Origin of the sequence: Cyclobacterium plantarum, from assembly GCF_011290685.1 — a bacterium.
GTDB classification, from domain to species: domain Bacteria; phylum Bacteroidota; class Bacteroidia; order Cytophagales; family Cyclobacteriaceae; genus Cyclobacterium; species Cyclobacterium plantarum.
In genome coordinates, this window is the sequence record NZ_JAANYN010000003.1 from 275,326 (window position 1) to 298,534 (window position 23,209).

A 23,209-nucleotide genomic window follows, 5' to 3' on the forward strand; every position below is an offset into this window, starting at 1 on the left:
TCCAACAGGTAGCATGAAAATAACGGTATAACCCAGCCTTTAACCTACAGCGGAGAGCATACAGGCTTTCCGCTGTTTTTGGTTAATTGTGATCAAAGGTGTAATTTTCCTATTACTGGCTTTAATTAACGAGGTAATTGGGTTAATTTTAAGCAGGTTTCTTTACATTTAATAAATAAAGAATCGCCAATTAATGACAAACATATGTATTATAAAAATTCAATGAAAAACTGGCTGATGGCTGCCTTTCTCCTGGTAATCGCAGGGGCATGTGGTGAAGGCGGCAGTGGAGAACAGAAAGATGTGGATCCCAAAGTAGCCAAGTTAAAGTTACCTTCTGGTTTTGAGGCAGAACACCTTTACAGCCCGGGAGAACATGAACAAGGTTCCTGGGTGGGCATGACCTTCGATGATAAGGACAGGCTGTTGACTGTAGACCAATATGGCGCCATCTACCGGCTCGAGGTACCTGCAATCGGTTCAGATTCGCTGACTCCGAAGGTGGAAAAACTCATAATCGGAGAGAATGGTGATGGCAAAATTGGAATGGGCTACGCTCAAGGTTTACTTTATGCCTTTAATAGCCTATATGTGATGGTAAATAACCGGGCAAATGAAGAATTTGACAAAGAAACCGGTCTTTACCGCTTGCAGGATACCAATGGAGACGATCAATTTGATAAAATCACCACCATTAAGGAATTTACAGGCAGTCCGGGAGAACATGGGCCCCATAGTATGGTGGTCTCCCCCGATGGTCAATCAATTTATATCGTTGTAGGAAATCACATTGATGTACCTGAAATGGATCATTACCGGATTCCAAGGGTTTGGGCAGATGACAACCTGATCCCTGAAATCAAAGACCCCCGTGGCCATGCCAATAACAGAGGCGCACCGGGAGGCTGGGTAGCCAAAATTGACCCCGAAGGAAAAGAATGGGAATTGATCAGTGTAGGCTATAGAAATCCATTTGATATTGCTTTCAATGAAATAGGAGATCTTTTCACCTACGATTCGGACATGGAATGGGATTTTGGAATGCCCTGGTACCGTCCTACCCGGATCAATCATGTAACAAGCGGAAGTGAATATGGATGGAGAACCGGTAACAAAAAGTGGTCCCCGGACTACACCGATAACCTTCCTGCTATTCTGAATATTGGTCAGGGCTCACCTACCAATGTGTTTTACGGTACCAATGCAAAATTTCCGGCAGACTATAGAAATGCATTGTATGCATTTGACTGGAGTTTTGGCATCATGTACAAAATTAATTTGGAGCCTGATGGTGGATCCTATAAAGCTACCGGTGAAGAGTTCATTTCCGGATCCCCGCTTCCATTAACTGATGGAGTCATTGGTCCCGATGGGGCATTGTATTTCATGACAGGGGGAAGAAGATTGGAATCGGATCTGTACCGTGTGCATTATACCGGAGATTTAAGTGCTGATGGTAACGGTGGATTAAGTGAAGCTGATTTGCCGGAAGAACATCAAATCCGAAGAAGTCTGGAAGCGTATCATGTTGGTCCCAATCCTGAGGCCATCGATTTTGCCTGGCCTTATTTAAAGCATGAAGACAGATTTGTTCAGTATGCTGCCAGAATTGCCGTAGAACACCAGCCCCTTTCTGAATGGCAAAACAAAGCATTGAGTGAAAGCGACCCAAGGACCCTGACCCAAGCCATGATTGCCATGGCCAGGCATGGAAGTGCCTCTCAAAGAAATGCCATGCTGCAAGCTTTGATGGGAATTGATTATGGTTCTCTGAATGAGGAAGATCAAATGAACTTATCCAGAGCGATAGAAGTAGTGATAGACCGTCACGGTAACCCCACAGGTGCAGTAAGAGATCAGTTGATCGGCTACCTGGATGAACATTTCCCAGCCCAGAGCAATCGCCTGAACAGGGTACTTGGAAAAGTATTGGTGGCATTGGAGGCTCCGTCGGCTGTGCCGCAGTTACTAAGCCTGCTTGAAAGTGCAGAGGACGATCCGAATTTCCAGAAAACATTAACGGCTTCTTCCGATTTGATCATGAGAAACCCTCAGTATGGATTGGATATTGCCAACATGTTGGCCAACGTGCCTCCTGCACAGCAAACCTATTACGCTACCGTATTGGGAGGAGCAAAAGCCGGCTGGGATGAGGCATCTTACGAGAAATATTTCAACTGGACACACAATGCCTTCCAATATAAGGGAGGAAGAAGTTACGTGGGCTTCATTGACCGGGCAAGAAAAATGGCACTGAACACCGTTCCTCAAAGTGAATTTGACCGTTACGATGAGCTTTCCGGTGGCAAACTGCTCACCGGTTCTGGTAACGATATTGCCGCTTCGGAAGTACAGCCGGAAGGCCCCGGAAGGAGATGGACTGTTGAGGAAGCGGCACCAATGGTAGCCGACCTGGGCAACCGTGACCTGGAAAAGGGCAAGGCCATGTATGGAGCAGCGCTTTGCAGTTCTTGTCATGCCATTGGAGGTGAAGGTGGAGCCGTAGGCCCCGACCTGACCCAGTTGGGTAACCGTTTTACTCCTAAGGACATTTTGGAAGCCACGCTTGATCCAAGTGCTGTCATTTCGGATCAATACGCAGCCATGGTTTTTGTTATGGGTGACAAATCCTCTGTAGTGGGCAGGCTGATCCGTGAAGATGACGATACCTATTATGTTTCTCAAAATCCTTTTGCTCCTGAAGTGATCAAAGAAGTTCCTAAAGATCAGGTGACCAGTATCAAGGAGTCCGAAGTGTCTGTAATGATGCCAGGTTTGGTAAATCGGTTAAACGAAGAAGAATTGAAAGATTTGATGGCATATTTGGTGTCGGGAGGAGATCCCAACCATGAAGTGTACCAATAAAGTTTTCACAATAACTTAGTATTTCAGGCCAGACAGTATATGTTTGGCCTGAAAAATTTAAACCAAACCAGTACTAAAATGAAGCAATTTTCTCAAATAACCTTTATGGCTGTTATCTCCACACTGGTCTTTGCCTGTGGATCTGGCCAACAAAACGATTCTGAAACTGATAGCGTGGCAGAAGCCGTGCAGGCTCAGGATGACAATGACGGATTTGTACAGATTTTTGACGGAAGTACCTTGAACGGTTGGGATGGAGATCCTACCTATTGGCGGGTAGAAGATGGCGCACTGATAGGTGAGATTACCGAAGAGACGACTCTGGAAAGGAATCACTTCATCATCTGGCAGGGGGGGCAACCGGCTGATTTTGAGTTCAAGGCCGAATTTAAAATAACAGAAGCCGGCAACTCAGGTGTGAATTACCGCAGCGATCTGGTGGAGGGCCTTGATCATGCCTTGAAAGGATATCAGGCAGATATTGATGGCAAGAACAATTATACCGGTCAGAATTATGAAGAAAGGAAAAGGACTACCTTGGCCTATATCGGACAAAAAACGAAAATCAATCCACAGGAAAAAGAAGGTGACCTGAGAGCCAATGTGGAGAGAAATGCCTGGCTGGGTTTGGAGGTAACAGAAGAACTGGGTGATCGTGAAGAGATGAGAAAGGTGGTCAAGTCCAATGACTGGAATGAAATCCACATTATCGCTAAGGGGAACAGGTTGCAGCATTACATCAATGGCACCCTTATGAGTGATGTGACGGATGAAGATCCTGCCAACCGGACCATGAAGGGATACCTGGGCATGCAGGTCCATGTAGGACCACCCATGCAGGTTGAATACCGGAATATCTTCCTTAAGGAGCTTTGAAGACAGGCGGTTGCAATGCTGTACATTTTTTCGGGAGCAAACCCGAAAGAACAGGATAGTTGGCAGCGTTGGAATTGTTAAATTGTATCGATAAAAAACATTTTATGCGTACAGGTAACCAACCATGGGAAGGAAAAGTAGGCAATGTCCAGCAAATCGGGGGAATTGAAACGGCTGTTTTGGATAACGGATCGGGCAAAGGTGTTCGCATAGCCTGGATCGATACCGGAGCCGGCCTTCGTTACAAACTTGTGCTAGACCGGGCCATGGATATTTCCGCTGCCTCATTTGGGCCACATGGCTTGTCCTGGATCAGCCAGGTGGGTATTACTCCTCCTTCACCCTTCACTGCTGAGGGACTGGATTGGTTAAGTACCTTTGGAGGTGGTCTACTCACTACTTGTGGACTGAGTCACGTAGGTGGTCCTGAAGCCGATGAAACGGGTAAAAGGGGCCTTCACGGTAAGGTTTCCAATCAAGCGGCTGAAATTGTAAGCATCAGGCAACCAGATTTGTGGACGGGTGATTTGGACATGCACATATCCGGGATCATACGGGAAAGCAGCGTTTTTGGGCCGCATTTGGTTTTGAAAAGAACCATCTCAGGAACCCTGGGCAAACCCTTTTTGAAAATTACAGATGAGGTCACCAATACCTCTAATGTTGCATCCCCACACATGCTGCTATATCATGTCAATTTTGGATGGCCACTGGTCGATGAAGGGAGTCGTATTGTTTGGAAAGGCAAATGGACGTCCAGAGATAGGGACCCCAAAAACAGGATATTTTATCCGGAAAATGATTTTAAGGACTGTCCTGCCCCCTTAAAAGAACATGCAGGGTTTGGGGAGGATGTGGCCTTTATTGAGCCTGAAGCTGAAGTGGATGGGCTATGCAGGGCTGGCATCTATAATCCGGCATTGGGTTTTGCCATGCGCATGGGTTTCGATAAAAAACAACTGCCCTGGTTGATCAATTGGCAGCACTGGGGGGAAAACGAGTACGTGACTGCCCTGGAACCTGGAACCAACCCGCCCATTGGTCAGGCAAAAGCAAGGGAAGAGGGCACATTGATCATGCTCAAACCCGGAGAAAGTCGGCAATATGAGTTGATTTTTGATATTTTAACCGAGCAGGAAGAAATTGCATCATTTGTAAAAAATAATTAATTAGCATCAGTAACCATAAATCAAATTAGAACCTATGAGTTTGGCAAAAAAAGCATTAGAAGAGGGAGAAGGCATATTGCGTTTGGCTCCTACCTGGGTGCCCCGGTCTTTTTGTGTTCCCGGAAGAAGGATAAAATTACACCCGGATGATTATTATGTATTGGGAGGAGAAAGGGGAGGTATTGATGAACGTTGGTTTTCTTCCACCACTCCTGCTGAAAACGGCCCGCTTACCGGAAAGCATGAGGGCTTGAGTAAAGTGGTAGTCGGGGCTGCAGGAAAGGAAGAGCAACTCCTTTTGAAAGATGTCATTGATGAATTGAAAGCGGAAATAATAGGAGACCGGCTTTGGAACGAATATAAAAGCTGGCCCATGTATTCCAAATTTTTTGACAATATGGGGCCTTTACCCCACCACATCCATCACAATGATGAACATGCTGCCAAGATAGGGATGAAAGGAAAACCGGAGGCCTATTATTTTCCTCCTCAGTTGAATAACCATGGAGGTGATTTCCCTTATACCTTTTTCGGTATTGCCCCGGGTACCACCAAAGAGCAAATCAAGGAATGTCTGATGAATTTCACTAAAGGGGATAATAAAATAACCAGTTTTTCTCAGGCATTTAAGCTGGATCCGGGCACTGGTTGGGATGTACCTCCAGGGATGTTACATGCTCCAGGCAGCATGTGTACCTATGAGCCACAAAAGGCTTCTGATGTCTTTGCCATGTACCAATCTTTGGTAAATGAGGCCATTATTCCGGAAGAGTTGTTGTGGAAAGGGACTCCGAAAGATAGAATTGGCGATTATGACCAGCTGATGGAAGTTATTGACTGGGACCTCAATGTAGACCCAAACATCCTGGAGACCCGGTTCATGGCCCCTGTTCCCGTAAAAGAGACTTCTGCCATGGAGGCAGAAGGTTTTGTAGAGAATTGGATTTGCTACCGTTCAGATGCTTTTAGTGCCAAAGAGCTGACTGTGATGCCGGGGCAGACTGTGACAATAAAAGACAATGCAGCCTATGGCATGATCATGATGCAGGGCCATGGCACCATGGGCGTCTGGGATGTAGAGACCCCAGCCCTGATCCGCTATGGTCAATTGACCCATGACGAGTATTTTGTAACCGAAAAGGCAGCCAGGGAAGGAGTGAAAATCAGCAACCATTCCAAAACTGACCCGATCGTGATGCTCAAGCATTTTGGGCCGGGTAATCCTGATCTTAAACTATAAGTTTATCCTTAACAATAGGGTCAGAATCCTGTATTATACTGGGATTCTTTCAGTTATTTATTAAATTGAAAAGGATTTTTGGAGGAAGGCCTTCTGTTTTAGCTGGGCATTTTCTCTTTTTCAAAACTTAATTTTAATTTTAATTAATTATTCATAGTAAAAAAAATAATATTATGTCCCAAAATAATTTTCCAAAGTTACATAATGCCACCTGGCCTGGAATTGTAGGAAAAGGGCCCGATTCCGAACCCATCATTTCTTTTGATGAGATGCTGGAAAATACTGCAAAAGCAGAAGTAGACGGCGTGAAGTTTGACGGGGTGGACATAGGTCTTTTTGACCCTCACATCGATCTGGAAATGGACGATGACGGCGTGAAAAAGCTTGTGGAGAAGGTGTCTTCCTATAACCTTGAAATAGGCTCAGTGGTGGCACCGATTTGGGGAGGCCCTATTCTGGGTTCCAAAGAAGACCGTGCCACCTATCTGGATTTACTCGAAAAATCCTGCAAGTTGGCTTCCAAGCTGAGGGAGGCAGGTATCAGACCCAACGGTATAGTCAGGGTGGATACTGCAAGTAGTCCTGAGCAATGGGCCAAAGATCCCAAAGGCAGTCAGAAAATCATCGTGGAGACTTTTAAAGAGGCCTGCAAGATTGCCGAGAATTACGGAGAAAAATTGGCAGCAGAAGGGGAAATTTGCTGGGGAGGCATGCACAGCTGGAAAACCATGCTGGAAACCCTGGAATCTGTAGATAGCCCTTATCTGGGTTTTCAGGCCGATATGGCCCATACCTTGTTGTATACACTGGGCTATAATTACCCTGAACACAGAATTCTTCCTGAGGGATATGATTGGAAAGATAAATCTGTTTGGAAAGCAGCCTTGAAAGAGATGACCGACGCCTTGCGTCCCTGGACCATTGATTTTCACGTGGCTCAAAATGATGCGACCGTATTTGGTTCCGGTTCGCACGATAAAACAGGCAGGCATTGCCTGGCCAATGACCCTAATGGGAAATTGGATATTGCTGAGGATGCGGGATATTGGCTGCGTGATGAGAAAGGTAATCTTACCAAGGCCTTCAATCACATCTGCTGGGATGGTTGTATGTTTCCAAATGCCGTGATGAGTAAGCAGGATACCTGGAATAATATTCTGGCTGCCCTGATTCAGGTTCGTGAAGCACATGGCTGGAAAGCCTAAGTCCTTTATTTCGGAATGAATCTTTATTTTCCAACAAAAAAACTCAAACATGTCAGAAAAGAAGAAAATTAGAATAGGAATGATAGGTACGGGTCTGATGGGAAGGATCCACACCAACGGATACAAGCGATTGGGGGATTTTTTCCCTGAGTACGAATATCGACCTGTTTTGCAGGTTGCCTGCTCCAGAAGAGAGGATAAGATCAAAGCATTTGCCGAACAGTGGGGATATGCTTCCTATGAGACGGATTGGAAAAAGGTAATTGAGCGGGACGATGTGGATGCAGTGGATATCTGTACACCCAATGACACCCATGCTGAAATTGCCATTGCGGCTGCAAAAGCCGGTAAAATGATATTGTGTGAAAAGCCTTTGGCAAGGACACTGGACGAAGCCAAGGCCATGGTGGAGGCCATAGAAAAAGCTGGCGTAAGAAATACTGTATGGTACAATTACCGCAGGGTGCCTGCGGTTACTTTGGCCAAGCAGGTGATTGACTCAGGAAAGCTGGGAAAAATATTTCATTACAGGGCCAATTTCCTTCAGGATTGGACCATAAGTCCGGATTTGCCACAAGGCGGCGATGCCCTGTGGAGGCTGGATGCAGATGCGGCAGGCTCCGGTGTAACAGGAGATTTGCTGGCCCACTGTATCGATACTGCCATGTGGCTTAATGGGGGGATCAAAGATGTGTCTGGAATGACTGAAACCTTCATCAAGGAAAGGGTTCATCAGGGAAGCGGTGAAAAGAAAAAGGTAAGCATCGATGACGCCTGCTCTTTTCATTGTCATTTTGATAATGGCTCCTTGGGCTTGTTTGAGGCAACCCGCTATGCAAGAGGCCATAAAGCACTGTATACTTTTGAGATCAATGGAGAGCATGCTTCAATCAGATGGGACCTGCATGATCTGAACCGATTGGAATATTTTGATCACGGGGATGAGTCTGTGGTCCGGGGCTGGCGTTCCATCCATGTGACAGACCATGACCAACCTTACATGGGCAGGTGGTGGATTCCGGGGACTTGTATTGGCTATGAGCATTCCTTCATCCATCAAGTGTCTGATTTCTTTAAAAGCCTGGAAAGCAATGATCCTTGCCCACCCACTTTTAAGGATGCCTATGAAACCCAGAAAGTCTGCCAGGCTGTTTTGGATTCTGCAGCTTCCAGAAGCTGGAAGGATACCGGTGTGGATTGGTAACACCCGGGAACATGCAATTGACGTAAATTTAATCCGGGTCATAAATGGCCCGGATTTTTTGCCTTTTGCCCCTTGACTTTCTCCCGGTGTCAAAACAATGTTGGAAAGAAGAAATTTGGGTTTTGAGAAGGATTGGGAGACAGTAGTGTTAGGCTAAGATACCCCGAAAGAAAGATCAGATTGCCTGTAAGTTCAGGCTTGGCTTAACACTGGAATCTATTGAAAATATGATTATTCTCATGATCAACTGAAGGAAATATAATAAGTGTTATATTTACAGAGAATTAAAATGAACGGTTTATGATGCTGCTCGCTACCATCAGACAATTTTTAATTAAAGTGCTATCTCAGTCTGCTCCCAGAGAGTCAATGAACTGGTTGGATGAGCAGGTAGTTAAGGTCACAGGTGCCAAAGGGAACATGAAGTTATTTCTGGCATTCAGTCAGGCGTCCAGGTATTTCTCCAAAGAAACTTTAGCGCTGGATGAGTCAGATCAAGCTACTGCCAGGGAAATCAGATCCGGGTTTCAGCCATCTTTCTGGACTACATTGCAAACGGCCAGAACCATTCTGGTACTGGAGGCAGTATCAGAAAAAAATGATGATTGGATACCGACTTTGGACAAATTGTTTGAATCGGCAGATATGCACGAATTGGAAGCGCTTTACGCAGCCCTGCCCTTATATCCATTTCCGGAAAAACTTAAAAAGAGGGCTTCGGAGGGTCTCAGGACAAATATCACTTCTGTATTTGATGCCATTGCCCTTAACAATCCTTATCCTGCAGAATTTTTGGACGAGCCTGCGTGGAATCAATTGGTACTGAAAGCCATTTTCATGCAACGCCCCCTGTATAGAATAACGGGGGCAGATGCGAGAGCCAATGTCAACCTGGCAAAGACTTTGGTGGATTATGTGCACGAACGCTGGTCAGCCGGGAGGAATGTAATGCCTGAATTGTGGCGTTTTCTTTCCCCCTTTGCAGACATGGAAATATTGGGGATGTTTGAAAAAGTACTAAAGGAAGGAAGTAAACTGGAAAAGGAAGCGGTAACTTTGGCCTGTTTTCATTCAGAGCATGCCGGATGCAAAGAACTATTGGACCGGTACCCCGATTATTTGGCCGCCATCAGGGAAGGTAGCCTGTACTGGGCAGCAGTAGGTGAATCCTACGATTTGGAAAGGTGATATTCATCTGGATATTACCGTTTCCCATAAAATTGTTCCGTTCATTTGTTATTGTTATGAATTGCATATAAAAAAGTTTAGGTTAGCAGGTAAAATTGAATCATTATGATGTATATCGATCCACACATACATGTAACCTCCAGGACAACTGATGACTATGAAGCCATGCAGAAAGCAGGCATAGTAGCTGTGATAGAACCGGCTTTCTGGCTGGGTCAGCCGAGGACGAAAGTGGGTAGTTTTCAGGATTATTTCAGCAGTCTGGTAGGTTGGGAAAGATTCAGGGCCAAGCAGTTCGGTATTGTACACTACTGTACCATTGGCTTGAATTCAAAAGAAGCGAACAATGAGGCTCTTGCGGAAGAAGTTATGGAACTCCTGCCCTTATATGTGGGAAAAGAAGGCGTGGTGGCCATCGGTGAGATCGGATATGATGATCAGACGGCCGCAGAAGACAGGTTTTACCGGTTACAGTTGGAGTTGGCCAAGGATGTGGACTTGCCGGTAATGATCCATACGCCCCACAGGGACAAGAAGAAAGGAACTGTCCGCAGTATGGATGTAAGTGAAGAGCATGGATTGGATCCAAAAATGGTCATCGTTGACCACAATAATGAAGAAACCGTCAGGGAAGTGCTGGACAGGGGATACTGGGCGGCATTTACTATTTACCCGCATACCAAAATGGGAAGCGAACGAATGGTAGACATTGTAAAGCAGTACGGACCGGAAAGAATTATTGTAGACAGTGCCGCTGATTGGGGCATAAGTGACCCATTGGCAGTGCCCAAAACGGCCGCATTAATGAAAGAAAGAGGCATTCCTGAAGAGCACATACAGCTGACCTGTTACGGAAATGCCTTGAAGGCTTATGGTCAAAGCGGGCAAATGGAGGAAAAAGACTGGTTGGAAAAGGAACCCATTGACCAAACTAAAAAACATGGCGGGAATACCGTTTTACGGGGAGGGCAAAAGCCAAGAGTGGATAATGATTCCTCTAACATTATAGAGAATTAGCCAGTTGATGTCCAATATCATTGCCCACATCAGGCTCACCAGGCCTGCCAATATTATAACGGCCATTGCCGATATTTTAGCTGGAGCCGCTATTTCGGGTGGATTGATTTTTTATAGTAATGCTGTAGACTGGGGCAGCATTGGCTGGCTGGTGCTGTCTACCATCGGTCTTTACGGAGGGGGAGTGGCTTTCAATGATGTATTTGATGCGGAACTGGACAAGGTGGAGCGTCCCGAGCGTCCCATTCCCAGTGGGAAAGCCAGTGTCAAAAGTGCAGCAGCAATGGCCTTTTTGCTGCTTCTAATTGGCGTTTGGGCGGCTTGGCAGGTCAGCCTGCATGCTGCTTTTCTGGCCTTTTCGGTAGCTGTTTTGGCAGTAGTTTACGATGCCTGGGGCAAACATCAATCTTTTCTGGGGCCCATTAACATGGGACTTTGCAGGGCCGGAAACCTGCTATTGGGCATGAGTTTGGTTCAGGGCGCCTGGAAAGAATTTTGGTTTATTGCTTTAATCCCCTTACTGTATGTTGCCGCCATTACTATGGTGAGCCGCGGAGAGGTTCACGGAAAAAACACCAGCGCCCTGAAAGGAGGAGCATTCATATACGGAAGTATCATTTTGTTTATTTTTGTTGTGGCTTATTTGTACAACGATCATTGGTGGGAAAGTTTGCCGTTTTTGGTCTTATTGGCTGCTTTTATTTTTCCTCCATTGCTTAAAGCATTACAACATCAGGAGCCGGCCTTGATTGGGAAATCCGTAAAAGCTGCTGTTTTGTCGCTAATTATTGTCAACGCCACTTTGGCCGCTGCCTTTGCAGGATGGTTGGTGGCATTAGTCATCCTGTTATTGTTGCCCATTTCCCTTCTGATGGCAAAGGCATTTGCGGTCACTTAATGAACCAAAACAGGGTTTTATTACTTATCTATAATGAAATGTAAAGTTCTCTTGAACTGTCAAAATAAAAATGAAAAAATTGGCAAATAAAACAATTGAGCAGGCTTTTAACGTTCCTTTCCAGTATCAGGTATTTTTTACTAAAGGTTTGTTTTCAAAGGGAAATCAGCTTTTTGCAGAGCTGGTAAAAGGAGATAAGGTCCCCAAAGTCTTCTTCGTTTTGGATGAAGGTATGGCCCGGCATCACCCCAACCTGATAACAGCGATTGAGGAATATGCTCAGGCGAATAACGATGCCTTTACATTAAGCGCCGCACCCTTAGTGGTACCCGGAGGAGAGCAGGTAAAAAATGAGCAGCAATATTTTCAGGAAGTATTAAAGGCAACCCATACCTATGGCATCGACAGGCATTCCTATGTAGTCGGAATAGGAGGTGGAGCTTTGTTGGACATGGTGGGATTTGCTGCAGCCATAGCCCACAGAGGGATCAGGCATATCCGCATTCCTACCACGGTATTGTCTCAGAACGACTCGGGCGTGGGTGTGAAAAATGGCATCAATGCCTATGGAAAGAAAAACTACCTGGGTACATTTGCCCCTCCTTTTGCTGTGATCAATGACGCAGACTTCTTGCAGACTTTAGAGGAAAGAGATTGGCGCTCCGGGATTTCAGAAGCCCTGAAGGTTGCCTTGATCAAGGATGCATCCTTTTTTGTTTGGATAGAACAGCAGGCTGTGGACTTGATGGATAAAAGCCATTCCTCCATGGCAGAACTGATCTATCGCTGTGCGCAAATGCACCTGGATCATATTGCTTCCGGAGATCCTTTTGAAACAGGCTCATCCAGGCCTTTGGATTTCGGGCACTGGGCAGCACATAAATTAGAACACCTGACAGACTATAAAATCCGGCATGGAGAGGCAGTGGCTGTAGGTATCGCCCTGGACACTACCTATTCTTTCCTTGCCGGGATGCTTTCTGAAAATGAGCTGAACAGGGTATTGGACCTCATCATCAAGTTGGGATTTGATTTGTATGTACCTGAATTGTCAGGAGAGGCCCTTTTAAAAGGGTTGAATGAGTTTCGTGAGCACCTGGGAGGGGAGTTGACCATCATGCTGCTGGATAAAATTGGAAGTGGCGTGGAGGTACATCAGATGGACCCGGCATTAATTTTCAAGGCAGTGGAAAAACTAAATCAATTACAAATGGACTATCAAAAAGCCTGATTGGTTTTTTAATTTTAATCAAGGAAATACCTGACCATGCAAATTTCAGATTACCACCTTACTTATTGCACCAATATTCATCCTGGAGAAAGCTGGGAAGCTACCTTCGAAAATTTAAAGTCTTATGTGCCCAAAATCAAAGATGGGCTTTCTATAGAAAAGCGCTTTGCCATAGGCTTGAGGTTATCAGATGAAGCCAGCAGGGAACTGCTGGAAAACAATGAATTACAGGCGTTCAAGTCCTGGTTAAAGGCAAACAATTGTTATGTGTTTACCTTAAATGGTTTTCCCTATGGTGGTTTTCACAGGCAGGTGGTCAAAGATGAAGTGCATCAACCGGACTGGACCACCCAGGCACGAAAAGAGTATACCCTCCGACTTTTCGATATTCTTTCCGTATTAATGCCAGGGGATATGGATGCCGGAATTTCCACTTCACCATTGAGCTACAAACACTGGCACAGTACTGAAACTGCCAGGAATGAAATCATAGGCAAATCCTGCACCCAAATCCTGGAGGTGGTGGATTACCTCTACAGCATCAAATTGAGTAGAAAGCAAATCCTTCATCTGGACATAGAACCAGAGCCGGATGGGATGATTGAAAATGCTTCCGGGGTCCATGAGTTTTTTGAAAAATGGCTGATTCCACAAGGCATACCTATGCTGACAGCCAAATATGGTGTTTCCCCAAAGGAGGCCATGGACATCATTAAAGACCATGTCAGGGTTTGTTATGATGTGTGCCATTTTGCTGTGGCCTATGAGGACCATCGTACAGTATTGGAAAATTTTAAAAAGGAAGGGATCAAAATAGGCAAATTCCAACTTAGTGCTGCGCTGAAAATGGACATACCAGAGAAAATCAGTCAAAGAAGGCTGGTTGAAAAGGCATTATTGCCTTTTGTTGAATCCACTTACCTGCATCAGGTAATCGGTAGATCAGAAGGAGATGGGCTAAAGGCCTATCCCGACCTTCCAGATGCCTTATTGGCTTTGGCCGAGACACATGACCGGGAGTGGCGCATCCATTTCCATGTACCCGTATTTTTGGCCAGTTATGGCACCTTGCAATCTACCCAGGAGGATATTTTATCAGTCCTGGATTTGAACAGCCAAAATCATTATTCAAGCCAATTGGAGGTGGAGACCTATACCTGGGAAGTACTGCCCGAGGACATCCATTTATCCCTGGACCAGTCTATTGTCAGAGAGCTGGATTGGGCGAAAATTCACATCAAATGAAAAAAACAGTTGTACTTAATATCGTCGCTCTTTCAGCCAGAGTTCTTGGGGAACACACTCCCTTCTTGAACGAATGGATAGGAAAGCGGAAGCAATCTGCCATCAAACCGGTTCTGCCTGCTGTCACTTGTTCCTCTCAGTCCGTTTATTTGACGGGTAGATGGCCTGAGGAGAACGGGATCGTGGGGAATGGTTGGTATTTTAAGGATGAATGTGAAATTAAGTTCTGGAGGCAATCCAATCATTTGGTGCAAGCGCCGAAGATATGGGACGCTTTAAAAACAGCCGATCCCAACTTCACCTGTGCAAATATGTTCTGGTGGTACAACATGTATTCTTCGGTGGATTATGCCGTTACCCCAAGGCCTTTGTATCCTTCAGATGGGAGAAAGCTACCCGATATACACAGTCAGCCTATGGATTTGAGGGACAGGTTACAAAATGAACTGGGCCAATTTCCTCTTTTTTCCTTTTGGGGACCTAATGCCAATATTGCCTCCTCCAAATGGATAGCTGAGGCCTCCATGAAAGTGGATGAATGGCATGACCCTACCCTAACCTTTATTTACCTGCCTCACCTGGATTATGGCTTGCAGAAATTTGGGATAGACTTTGACCATATTGGCAAGGAATTGGAAGAAATTGATGCTTTGTGCCAGCGGCTGATCAATTATTATGAAGACCAGGGAGCCGAGATCATTTTGCTTTCCGAATATGCCATTACCTCAGTAAACCAACCCGTTCATATCAACAGGGCCTTGAGAAAGGCCGGTTATATACAAGTGAAAAATGAACTGGGACTGGAAACCCTTGATGCCGGTACCAGCAAAGCATTTGCCGTGTCAGATCACCAGATAGCACATGTTTACCTCAATGACCCGGCAGAAAAGGAAGCAGTAAAGAAATTGGTGGAAGGGCTTCCGGGAGTAGAAAAGGTCCTGGATAATGAAGGTAAGCAGGCCTATCATTTGAACCATGACAGGGCCGGGGATTTGGTGGCTGTTGCAGATAAGGATTCCTGGTTTACTTATTATTATTGGTTGGACGACCAAAAGGCACCCGACTACGCCCGTACAGTGGATATCCACAGAAAGCCGGGATATGATCCGGTTGAAATGTTTGCCAATCCTGAGATCAGGTTTTTAAAGGCCAAATTGGGATGGACCCTGTTGAAGAAAAAACTGGGATTCAGGTATTTGATGGATGTGATTCCCCTGGATGCATCCTTGGTAAAAGGTTCCCATGGCAGGATCAGCGAAAGTGAGCTGGACTGGCCCGTATTGGTTACTTCCGGTAAGTCAGGGGAGCGTTTGGAAGAGGTTGACCCAACAGCTGTTTTCTCGATGATTTATGATCAGGTAATGGAAAAATGAGTTTTCACAACTGTTTTTATGCTTAAAATTCTTAACTTAATAAAATGATGAGCAAAGCTTGGAAAAGGTTTTTCGGTATCTGTTCGGTGCTTTTTTTGTTGTTTGCCTATTGGCAGATAAACGATCCTGATCCGGAATGCTGGGTTCCGGTTTATTTGATTGCGTCTATTACAGCCGGTTTTGCTTTTTTTGGTAAATTCAATGTAAATATTTCGGTAATTTTCACCTTTGCCTACCTCATCGCTGCAGTTTTCTTTTGGCCGGAAAACATCTTTTCCTGGATAGGTCAGGAATGGGAACAAAAAGACCTTTCCATGAAAACCCAGGGCATGGAAATCAACAGGGAATTTTTTGGGCTTGTAGTGGCGGCAGTGGTATTTGCTTTAGTGGCCATTGTTGGCAGAAATAAGCGCATAGTAGAAAGTCAGAATAAACCTAACGGTAACTCAACCATTGAATAATTTTAAAGGTTTTAACCAAAACCTTGTACACCTGTCAACTTAATTTAGGATGAAAAAATATGATGTAACAGGCATAGGAAATGCGCTTGTAGATATTGAATTTGAAGTGAGTGATACTTTTTTAGAACAAAACGGCATTGAAAAGGGAGTGATGACGCTTGTAGATGAGGAGCGGCAAAGTGCCCTGATGGCCACGATCAACACCAGGACCTCAAAACTACAATGTGGTGGATCAGCTGCCAACACCATCATTGCACTGAGCCAATTTGGAGGCAGGGCTTACTACTGCTGCAAGGTAGCCCAGGATGAACTGGGCAGGTTTTTTATGGACGATCTACGTGAGTCGGGTGTCAGTCATAACCTGGACCCCTTTGAGCTCGAAAAGGGAATTACGGGAAAGTGTTTGGTGATGGTAACTGCGGATGCAGAACGGACCATGAACACTTTTTTAGGGATCACCCAAACTTTTTCCAATGCTCAATTGAATCTGGAAGCCATTAAAGATTCCAAATACCTGTATATCGAGGGATATTTGATTACCTCTCCCGATGCCAGGGCTGCCATGATGCAAGCCAAAAAAACAGCGCAGGAAAATGGAGTCAAAGTGGCCCTTACCTTTTCAGACCCTGCTATGGTAAAATATTTTGGAGAAGGTTTCAAGGAAGTGATTGGCAAAGGAGTTGATTTGCTTTTTGCCAATGAAGAAGAGGCCATGATCTATACAGGCAAGGATAACTTGTCCGAAGCAAGGGAGGCCATGAAAAAGCTGGCAAAACATTTTGTCATCACACAGGGAAAAAACGGTGCCATGATTTATGACGGAGATACCTTTATAGACATCGAACCTTATCCCACTGTAGCAGTGGACAGCAATGGTGCAGGAGACATGTTTGCAGGAGCCTTTCTTTACGGTATCACCAATGGCCACTCCTATGCTTCCAGCGGTAAATTGGCCAGCATGGCTTCCTCCAAAATTGTCAGCCAATTCGGTCCCCGCCTTGCCTGGGACGAGGCCGGCGAAATTCTGGATCGGCTAAGTCCGAATCAGACATAGGAATTAGTAAGATGTATGAGCCAACAGGTATTTACTGGTAGTCTTGTTTCTGTTATGTTCTCAAAAAAGTTGTTATTGTAGTCATTAATAGATAAATTGATTGGCATATTCGTAAACCCAAACCATTTTATCATGACAAATCAAGTAAATTCAAAAAGTTCATTTAGATATGGCCTGCTATTGCTGGCCATAGGCTGTTTCGTTTTCTTTCAGGTCGATGCTTTTGAAAAAGAAGGGGATGGAGAAGAAATAAGTGTTAGCGGAGAGGTTTTGGATCTTTCCTGCTTTATGGCAAGTGGTGCCAAAGGTGAAGGACATAAAGGCTGCGCAGAAAAATGCATGGCCAATGGCATGCCTATAGGTTTGCTTGGGTCCGATGGCAAAGTCTACCTCCTGGTAGAAGACCACAAGAATGCCAACCCGTATCAATCATTAAAGGAACTCGCTGCTGCAAATGTGGAAGTAACAGGTAATTATTTTGTCAGAAACGGCATGCCTGGTATCGTGATTAAGAAGGTATCTGAAAAGAGCTGATTTGGCAAAAACAATTGTATGAGAGTTCAGGGGCGGGAATATTTCCGCCCCTCTTTTATTCCCCGTACACCACATGTGTAAAGGTATAATCGGTGCGTACCAGACTGTCCTTTTTCGACGGTAGGTATTGTAAATGAAAGACCACGCGGTTTAGGTCCAACGCATCATTGATAACTACCTGATAGGCTTGTTCACCGATTTTGGTGAGGACAAAATCAGGGTATTCGGGAAAAGCAAATTCGATTTTTCCACTATAGTCCAATGGAAACAGGGCTTTTAAGTAGAATTTGTCCTCAAAAAGGAATGCATCCTGTATCTGTGGATAAAATTTATTGTAAATCCTTTTCCTGTTAACCAATAGGCCTTCAAATAAGGTTATTTTGTCTTTTAGGTGTTTTTGTCTGGTACTGTCCCCACTGTTGGTTTCCTGCCAGCCATCTTCAATTGTTGGGACGTTTTTTGTAGAACTTACATCGGTTTTTTCAGACCCGGTTGATACCTTCTCCTCCTTTTCATTTTTATGGCCTGTGGAGCAGGCAATAAAAGCAGGCAATAAAAAAATAGATGCTATTTTAATAAGAAAACTAATCATTCTTTTTTCCATGCCCGGGTCATTTCTTTTTTTCCGGGAGGGCCGGGAACCTCATCCAGCTCCATTTCCATTTTTAACAGATTTTTTTTGAGATGTCCTGCGGCACAGTAAGTGACAAATACGCCTTTTGGATTCATGCTTTCATGTATTTTTTTCAGCTGGATATCCTCCCACAATTCAGGTTGTTTTCTGGGAGAAAAAGCATCAAAATAGACGATATCGGAGGGATACAGCTTTACATCCTGTAAGCTGACTTTTTCTTTCTTGATATTGAAATAATCGGATATCGGCTTGCCGGAATCCCATTCCATTTGATGTAACCGCTTAAAATATCCATTGTAATGCGTCAGGGTTTCATCCATCCGGGTAAAATTGAGTGCATTGTAAATCTCAGCTGGTAGGGGAAAAGGCTCTATGGTATGGTAGAGAACGGGTACCTGATTTTGTTCTGCCCAAATAAGGGTCAGCCAGGCGTTTAGTCCTGTCCCAAAGCCTACTTCAAAAATACGGATGGGAAATTTTCCGCGGTTTCTTGCATACCATGCTTCCAGCCCGTAAAGTAGGAACACATGGATGGACTCCCTGTAGGCTCCATGAGAGGAGTGGTAGCTTTCATTAATTTCGGGTAGATATACAGAATGCGAGCCGTCTTCTGTGGTAATGATTTTGGGTGCTTTGTCAGTCATTGTTCTTTAATTAAGGATGGATCAATGCCACACAATAGGCGGAGACCCCTTCTTCCCTGCCTACAAACCCAAGCCTTTCAGTCGTGGTGGCTTTGATGGATATCTGGCTTTCTGAAACATTCATGACTTCGGCCAAACAGGCTTTCATTTCCGGGATATAAGGATTGATTTTGGGTAATTGGAGACAAAGTGTAACATCCAGGTTTCCCAGTTGATACCCGTTTTTTTTCAGCAAGTCCATGACCTGTTTCAATAACAATTTGCTGTCTATACCCTTGTATTGGGGGTCCTGGTCAGAAAAGTGATATCCAATATCTCTTAGATTGGCGGCACCAAGGAGGGCATCACATATCACATGAATCACCACATCAGCATCAGAATGCCCTGTAGCCCCTTTTTCATGCGATACTTGTATACCCCCCAACCAAAAAGCAGCTCCATCTTTTAGCTGATGGACATCATATCCGAATCCTACACGGAAAGCACTCATAGCTCAAGTTATTATAATTTCACATTTATTCATAGTGTCAGGTCAAAGCTACTCCTGGCATTTGTAATAAACCACAGCGGCGGAATTATCATTGAGGTAGGTCTTGGCGGCCTCTTGAATTTTTTCTCCTGAAATCCCCATTTTTTTGTCATACTCCTCATTGATCAGGAAAGGATTTCCCAAATAGGCATAATACGCCAGCCGCATAGCCCTTCCCAATAAAGATACAGATTCATAGGTTTTCATGGCCTCAGTCTGGTTTTTGATTTTTTGCAATACCTGATCCGGGATGCCTTTACGTTTGAAATCATCCAAAACTTTTTCCAGCGCCATTTCACCCTGCTCCGCCGATACCCCATTTTCCAGTTTTCCGGTAACAACCAACAATCCCGGATCAATGTTTCCCAGGACATAGGCCTGACAACTGGCAAAAACAGAACCACCCTTTACCAGTTTTTGCTCCAGTACTGCTGACCTGCCGAAACTCAAAGCATCTGTTATGAGGTCGCATGACAAGTAGCCATCCTGTAACCTTCCCGGAATGCGGTACACTTTATACAAGGCCTCAGTGGGTACCTTTCCAAAGACTTCCTTGCTCTTTTTTCTCTGCTGCAGGGGCTCTGAGATCGGGGCAACCACAGACTGTTTTCCTGTGGGGATCTCCCCAAACCAATGTTCCACCCGCTCACGCACCGCTTCAAATTTCACCTTTCCAGCGATGCAAAGAACAGCATTGTCTGGGGTATAGTGATTTTGATAAAATGCAAGCAGGTCATTTTTTTCAAATTGCTCAATATCTTCAATTTTTTCTCCAATGGTCGGCCAGCGGTAGGCATGTTGTTCATAGGCCAGGCTGCGCAGGTGGTGCATGGCATTTCCGTAGGGTTGGTTCAGGTACCTTTGCTTAAACTCTTCAATGACCACCTGTTTTTGGGTATTGATATGCTTGTCTTTCAGACTCAGGTGCAGCATGCGGTCGGATTCCAGCCACAAAGCAGTTTCCAGATTGACTGCGGGTAACGTGATGTAATAGTTGGTGATGTCCGTATTGGTGAAGGCATTACTTGAACCACCTACCCTTTCCAGCGCACTGTCAAATGCCGGAATATTTTGAGACCCTGCAAACATAAGGTGCTCAAAATAATGGGCAAGTCCGGTTTTGCCCATCTTTTCATTTCTGGAACCTACCTTGTACAGCAGGTTGACAACCGCCATTTCAGAGGAGGGGTCTTCATGAACCAGTACCTGCAGGCCATTGTCTAAAACAAATTCCTTATAGTCGATCATAATATGGGGTCAAAAGTAATCAATTCCCCTCCCCTTTTCCTATACAATTAGATAGATTCTCCCTTATAACCGGATTTTTCAAGGGCCTTTTTTATGGTTTCAGTATCCACGTTACCCTGAACGGTGAGGATTCGATCCGGGGACTTTAAGTCCACTTCCCAGTGTTCAGCCGGTAGGCTGTCCATGGCTGGTTTGATGGTAGCCACACAAGCGGCACATTTGACGTTGGTTTTTAGTTTGATTGAATTTTCCATAATCTATTTATTGTGTTTGGTGTTTAAATTTTAATCTCAGGCTGTTGCTTACTACCGATACCGAACTCAAAGCCATGGCCGCACCAGCGATCATCGGATTGAGGAGAAATCCTGAAAAGGGATACAACAGGCCAGCTGCCAGGGGAATGCCGATAATATTGTAAACAAAAGCCCAGAAAAGGTTTTGCCTGATAGTATTTACGGTATCCTTGCTTAAATGTAGGAGTTTTGGGATGTCCATCAAGCTGGAATGCATGAGTGTGGCTTTTGCGGTTTCCATGGCAATATCTGTACCTGTACCCATGGCAATGCCCAGGTCTGCCAAAACCAGTGCCTCACTGTCATTAATACCATCCCCCGCCATTGCAACGACATGGCCCTGACTTTTAAGTTCCTGTATGTATTTACCTTTATCCTCAGGGAGCATGCCACTTTTAAACTTTTTAATGCCCACAGCACTTGCGACAGCTGCAGCAGTTTTTTCCTGGTCTCCGGTTAGCATATGTACCGTAATTCCCATCTTCTGAATGGCGGCAATGGCCTTTTGAGATTCTTCCTTGATCTGATCAGCTATTGCAACAATTCCTACCAGGTTATTGTCTACCGCCATATAAACCACAATATCCCCCATCTCCAACATTTGTTCTCCGTTCTGAATCAAGGACTTGTCCTTGGCTATACCGGCTGATGTCAGCCATTTTAAGGTTCCGATCCGGTAAATTTTACCTTCATGAACTGCCTGGACTCCCTTTCCTGTGGCGGATTGAAAATTCGTTAAAGGCAATTGGGTTTTTGGGGATTGGAAGTGTTGGGCGATGGCAGCTGCCAGGGGGTGCTCACTTTTGGATTCCAGGGCTTGAAAAATCGGTTGATGCTTATTTTCCTCCCCTCCATTGCCCCAAATTACTTTATTTACTTTGGGTGTACCCCTGGTAATGGTTCCTGTTTTGTCTAGTATCAGTACATCTGTCTTTTTGCCGGTTTCCAGGCTTTCGGCATCTTTGATCAGAATGCCCATGGAAGCCGCTTTGCCAATACCTACCATGATAGCCGTAGGTGTTGCCAGGCCCAAGGCACAGGGACAGGCAATGACCAGCACCGTAATGGCCGAAAGCATACCCCGAAGTGCGGCATCATCTATGCCACTAAAAGTCCAGACAAGAAAGGTAATGAGCGCCACTACCAAAACCGTAGGTACAAAAACAGCAGTAACTTTATCTACCATTTTCTGTATCGGCGCTTTGCTTCCCTGAGCTTGTTTCACCCTCGAAATGATCGAAGCCAAAAGGGTGTCGGCGGCAGTTTTTGTTATTTTAAACTGCAAACTCCCCTTTTGATTGATGGTGCCGGCAAAAACAGCTTCTCCATCATGCTTTGCTACGGGAATGGGTTCTCCGGTAAGCATGCTTTCATCCACAAAGGATTCTCCCCCCGTTACCAGGCCATCCAATGGGATTTTCTGCCCGGGTTTTACCAACACGATTTCTCCCATTCCTGCATCGCTTACCGGGGATAATATTTCTTTTCCATCTTTGATCAGGATCAATTCTTTGGGTTGTAAACCGATCAATTTTTTTAAAGCTTCGGAGGTACCCGCTTTGGCACCGGATTCGAGCAGACGCCCCAATAAGATGAAAAAAACGATAACTGCAGCCGTCTCAAAATAAACATGAGGTTCCAGCCCGCGGTTTTCCAGCCATTGGGGAAAGAAAGTGTTGAATGTGCTGTAAATGTAGGCTATTCCTGTGCTGAGAGCCACCAGGGTGTCCATATTGGCCTTTTTGGCCTTACTTTGCTTATAGGCATTGATGAAAAACGATTTTCCAAAAACGAATAGTACCGGCGTAGTCAGGGCCCACATGATCCAATTGCCGTAGGGCAGGCTCATCCAAAACATGCCGATGATAAAAACAGGGAAGGCAAGGATTCCCGCTGCTATGGTGTTTTTTCGGAGTTGCTTGTGAGCCATTTTTTGCAGTTCTTCCGCATGCTCCTTTTCCTGAAGCTCTATCAACAATTCATAGCCAATGTCCTGAACGTTTTTCCTAGCCTGGGATAGATCGGCACTGTCTTCATCCAGGACAAGGGTAGCTGCCTGGGTAGCGTAATTGACTGTGGCGGATTTTATTCCAGGACTTTGCTTTAGTGTGGACTCAATACTTAGTGCGCAGGCCGCACAGCTCATGCCCGATACGGGTACTTCTATGGTTTTCATCTTTGTGCTATCAGCTGGATTTAAGCCCAAAATTACATGGAATTGACAGGTACCTGTTATATAATTTTTAAAAAAATGTACAGGTCGGTTTCTGATAAATCGATAAAAATGTTGAACTTTAGCCT

21 protein-coding genes are annotated in these 23,209 nt (G+C 45.0%); 15 read left to right on the plus strand and 6 right to left on the minus strand.

Going from position 1 to position 23,209, the window contains the following annotated elements:
- Nucleotides 1-222 precede the first annotated feature (222 nt).
- From G9Q97_RS09170 to G9Q97_RS09240, 15 genes are all read left to right on the plus strand, one after another.
- A complete protein-coding gene (locus tag G9Q97_RS09170; protein WP_246255550.1) occupies nt 223-2,865 on the plus strand; it encodes a c-type cytochrome in 2,643 nt (880 codons plus the stop codon).
- A 78-nt stretch (nt 2,866-2,943) separates the two neighbouring features.
- Nucleotides 2,944-3,741: a 3-keto-disaccharide hydrolase gene (locus G9Q97_RS09175; RefSeq protein WP_187357716.1), complete on the plus strand. Its 798-nt coding sequence runs from the start codon at nt 2,944-2,946 to the stop codon at nt 3,739-3,741.
- Nucleotides 3,742-3,845: 104 nt separating this feature from the next.
- Complete coding sequence (locus G9Q97_RS09180) at nt 3,846-4,910, plus strand: aldose 1-epimerase family protein (protein WP_166145961.1); 1,065 nt, start codon at nt 3,846-3,848, stop codon at nt 4,908-4,910.
- 34 nt (nt 4,911-4,944) lie between these two features.
- Nucleotides 4,945-6,150, plus strand: a complete 1,206-nt coding sequence (locus G9Q97_RS09185; RefSeq protein ID WP_166145964.1) for a class I mannose-6-phosphate isomerase — start codon at nt 4,945-4,947, stop codon at nt 6,148-6,150.
- A 173-nt stretch (nt 6,151-6,323) separates the two neighbouring features.
- Nucleotides 6,324-7,355 (plus strand): sugar phosphate isomerase/epimerase family protein, encoded by a 1,032-nt coding sequence (locus tag G9Q97_RS09190; protein ID WP_166145967.1) that lies wholly within the window; start codon nt 6,324-6,326, stop codon nt 7,353-7,355.
- Between the two features lie 49 nt (nt 7,356-7,404).
- Nucleotides 7,405-8,559, plus strand: coding sequence for a Gfo/Idh/MocA family protein (locus G9Q97_RS09195; protein WP_166145970.1), 1,155 nt, complete (start codon nt 7,405-7,407; stop codon nt 8,557-8,559).
- 300 nt (nt 8,560-8,859) lie between these two features.
- Complete coding sequence (locus tag G9Q97_RS09200) at nt 8,860-9,747, plus strand: EboA domain-containing protein (RefSeq protein WP_166145973.1); 888 nt, start codon at nt 8,860-8,862, stop codon at nt 9,745-9,747.
- Between the two features lie 105 nt (nt 9,748-9,852).
- Nucleotides 9,853-10,764, plus strand: coding sequence for a TatD family hydrolase (locus tag G9Q97_RS09205; RefSeq protein WP_187357717.1), 912 nt, complete (start codon nt 9,853-9,855; stop codon nt 10,762-10,764).
- A gap of 7 nt (nt 10,765-10,771) precedes the next feature.
- The gene (gene eboC, locus G9Q97_RS09210; RefSeq protein ID WP_166145976.1) at nt 10,772-11,662 is read left to right on the plus strand and encodes a UbiA-like protein EboC; all 891 of its coding nucleotides are present in this window, start codon (nt 10,772-10,774) and stop codon (nt 11,660-11,662) included.
- 70 nt (nt 11,663-11,732) lie between these two features.
- Nucleotides 11,733-12,893 carry a 3-dehydroquinate synthase gene (locus tag G9Q97_RS09215; RefSeq protein WP_187357718.1) on the plus strand — a complete coding sequence of 387 codons (1,161 nt, stop codon included), beginning with the start codon at nt 11,733-11,735 and terminating at the stop codon, nt 12,891-12,893.
- Between the two features lie 36 nt (nt 12,894-12,929).
- The gene (gene eboE / locus G9Q97_RS09220) at nt 12,930-14,138 is read left to right on the plus strand and encodes a metabolite traffic protein EboE (protein ID WP_166145979.1); all 1,209 of its coding nucleotides are present in this window, start codon (nt 12,930-12,932) and stop codon (nt 14,136-14,138) included.
- On the plus strand, nt 14,135-15,511 hold the full coding sequence (locus tag G9Q97_RS09225; protein ID WP_166145982.1) for an alkaline phosphatase family protein: 1,377 nt from the start codon (nt 14,135-14,137) through the stop codon (nt 15,509-15,511). The genes eboE and G9Q97_RS09225 overlap by 4 nt, the downstream gene beginning before the upstream one ends.
- A 44-nt stretch (nt 15,512-15,555) precedes the next feature.
- Nucleotides 15,556-15,972, plus strand: a complete 417-nt coding sequence (locus G9Q97_RS09230; protein ID WP_246255551.1) for a transmembrane 220 family protein — start codon at nt 15,556-15,558, stop codon at nt 15,970-15,972.
- A gap of 49 nt (nt 15,973-16,021) precedes the next feature.
- Complete coding sequence (locus G9Q97_RS09235) at nt 16,022-17,026, plus strand: adenosine kinase (protein ID WP_166145985.1); 1,005 nt, start codon at nt 16,022-16,024, stop codon at nt 17,024-17,026.
- 132 nt (nt 17,027-17,158) lie between these two features.
- Nucleotides 17,159-17,560, plus strand: a complete 402-nt coding sequence (locus G9Q97_RS09240) for a hypothetical protein (RefSeq protein ID WP_166145988.1) — start codon at nt 17,159-17,161, stop codon at nt 17,558-17,560.
- Between the two features lie 55 nt (nt 17,561-17,615).
- Here G9Q97_RS09240 and G9Q97_RS09245 read toward each other — a convergent pair whose 3' ends face one another.
- The 6 genes from G9Q97_RS09245 to G9Q97_RS09270 are packed head-to-tail and all read right to left on the minus strand — an operon-like array spanning nt 17,616 to nt 23,084.
- Complete coding sequence (locus G9Q97_RS09245; protein ID WP_166145990.1) at nt 17,616-18,164, minus strand: hypothetical protein; 549 nt, start codon at nt 18,162-18,164, stop codon at nt 17,616-17,618.
- The gene (mnmD, locus tag G9Q97_RS09250; protein WP_166145993.1) at nt 18,149-18,838 is read right to left on the minus strand and encodes a tRNA (5-methylaminomethyl-2-thiouridine)(34)-methyltransferase MnmD; all 690 of its coding nucleotides are present in this window, start codon (nt 18,836-18,838) and stop codon (nt 18,149-18,151) included. The genes G9Q97_RS09245 and mnmD overlap by 16 nt, the downstream gene beginning before the upstream one ends.
- Before the next feature lie 10 nt (nt 18,839-18,848).
- On the minus strand, nt 18,849-19,328 hold the full coding sequence (gene ispF / locus G9Q97_RS09255) for a 2-C-methyl-D-erythritol 2,4-cyclodiphosphate synthase (RefSeq protein ID WP_166145996.1): 480 nt from the start codon (nt 19,326-19,328) through the stop codon (nt 18,849-18,851).
- Between the two features lie 48 nt (nt 19,329-19,376).
- Nucleotides 19,377-20,615 (minus strand): M16 family metallopeptidase, encoded by a 1,239-nt coding sequence (locus tag G9Q97_RS09260; RefSeq protein ID WP_166145999.1) that lies wholly within the window; start codon nt 20,613-20,615, stop codon nt 19,377-19,379.
- Nucleotides 20,616-20,662: 47 nt separating this feature from the next.
- On the minus strand, nt 20,663-20,869 hold the full coding sequence (locus G9Q97_RS09265; protein ID WP_166146002.1) for a heavy-metal-associated domain-containing protein: 207 nt from the start codon (nt 20,867-20,869) through the stop codon (nt 20,663-20,665).
- Between the two features lie 7 nt (nt 20,870-20,876).
- A complete protein-coding gene (locus G9Q97_RS09270; RefSeq protein WP_166146005.1) occupies nt 20,877-23,084 on the minus strand; it encodes a heavy metal translocating P-type ATPase in 2,208 nt (735 codons plus the stop codon).
- Between the last annotated feature and the right edge of the window lie 125 nt (nt 23,085-23,209).

Coding starts and splice junctions, on each gene's coding strand:
- G9Q97_RS09170 (WP_246255550.1), top strand. CDS start 223: ATGAAAAACTGGCTGATGGCTGCCTTTCTCCTGGTAATCGCAGGGGCA.
- G9Q97_RS09175 (WP_187357716.1), top strand. CDS start 2,944: ATGAAGCAATTTTCTCAAATAACCTTTATGGCTGTTATCTCCACACTG.
- G9Q97_RS09180 (WP_166145961.1), top strand. CDS start 3,846: ATGCGTACAGGTAACCAACCATGGGAAGGAAAAGTAGGCAATGTCCAG.
- G9Q97_RS09185 (WP_166145964.1), top strand. CDS start 4,945: ATGAGTTTGGCAAAAAAAGCATTAGAAGAGGGAGAAGGCATATTGCGT.
- G9Q97_RS09190 (WP_166145967.1), top strand. CDS start 6,324: ATGTCCCAAAATAATTTTCCAAAGTTACATAATGCCACCTGGCCTGGA.
- G9Q97_RS09195 (WP_166145970.1), top strand. CDS start 7,405: ATGTCAGAAAAGAAGAAAATTAGAATAGGAATGATAGGTACGGGTCTG.
- G9Q97_RS09200 (WP_166145973.1), top strand. CDS start 8,860: ATGATGCTGCTCGCTACCATCAGACAATTTTTAATTAAAGTGCTATCT.
- G9Q97_RS09205 (WP_187357717.1), top strand. CDS start 9,853: ATGATGTATATCGATCCACACATACATGTAACCTCCAGGACAACTGAT.
- eboC (WP_166145976.1), top strand. CDS start 10,772: ATGTCCAATATCATTGCCCACATCAGGCTCACCAGGCCTGCCAATATT.
- G9Q97_RS09215 (WP_187357718.1), top strand. CDS start 11,733: ATGAAAAAATTGGCAAATAAAACAATTGAGCAGGCTTTTAACGTTCCT.
- eboE (WP_166145979.1), top strand. CDS start 12,930: ATGCAAATTTCAGATTACCACCTTACTTATTGCACCAATATTCATCCT.
- G9Q97_RS09225 (WP_166145982.1), top strand. CDS start 14,135: ATGAAAAAAACAGTTGTACTTAATATCGTCGCTCTTTCAGCCAGAGTT.
- G9Q97_RS09230 (WP_246255551.1), top strand. CDS start 15,556: ATGATGAGCAAAGCTTGGAAAAGGTTTTTCGGTATCTGTTCGGTGCTT.
- G9Q97_RS09235 (WP_166145985.1), top strand. CDS start 16,022: ATGAAAAAATATGATGTAACAGGCATAGGAAATGCGCTTGTAGATATT.
- G9Q97_RS09240 (WP_166145988.1), top strand. CDS start 17,159: ATGACAAATCAAGTAAATTCAAAAAGTTCATTTAGATATGGCCTGCTA.
- G9Q97_RS09245 (WP_166145990.1), bottom strand. CDS start 18,164: ATGGAAAAAAGAATGATTAGTTTTCTTATTAAAATAGCATCTATTTTT.
- mnmD (WP_166145993.1), bottom strand. CDS start 18,838: ATGACTGACAAAGCACCCAAAATCATTACCACAGAAGACGGCTCGCAT.
- ispF (WP_166145996.1), bottom strand. CDS start 19,328: ATGAGTGCTTTCCGTGTAGGATTCGGATATGATGTCCATCAGCTAAAA.
- G9Q97_RS09260 (WP_166145999.1), bottom strand. CDS start 20,615: ATGATCGACTATAAGGAATTTGTTTTAGACAATGGCCTGCAGGTACTG.
- G9Q97_RS09265 (WP_166146002.1), bottom strand. CDS start 20,869: ATGGAAAATTCAATCAAACTAAAAACCAACGTCAAATGTGCCGCTTGT.
- G9Q97_RS09270 (WP_166146005.1), bottom strand. CDS start 23,084: ATGAAAACCATAGAAGTACCCGTATCGGGCATGAGCTGTGCGGCCTGC.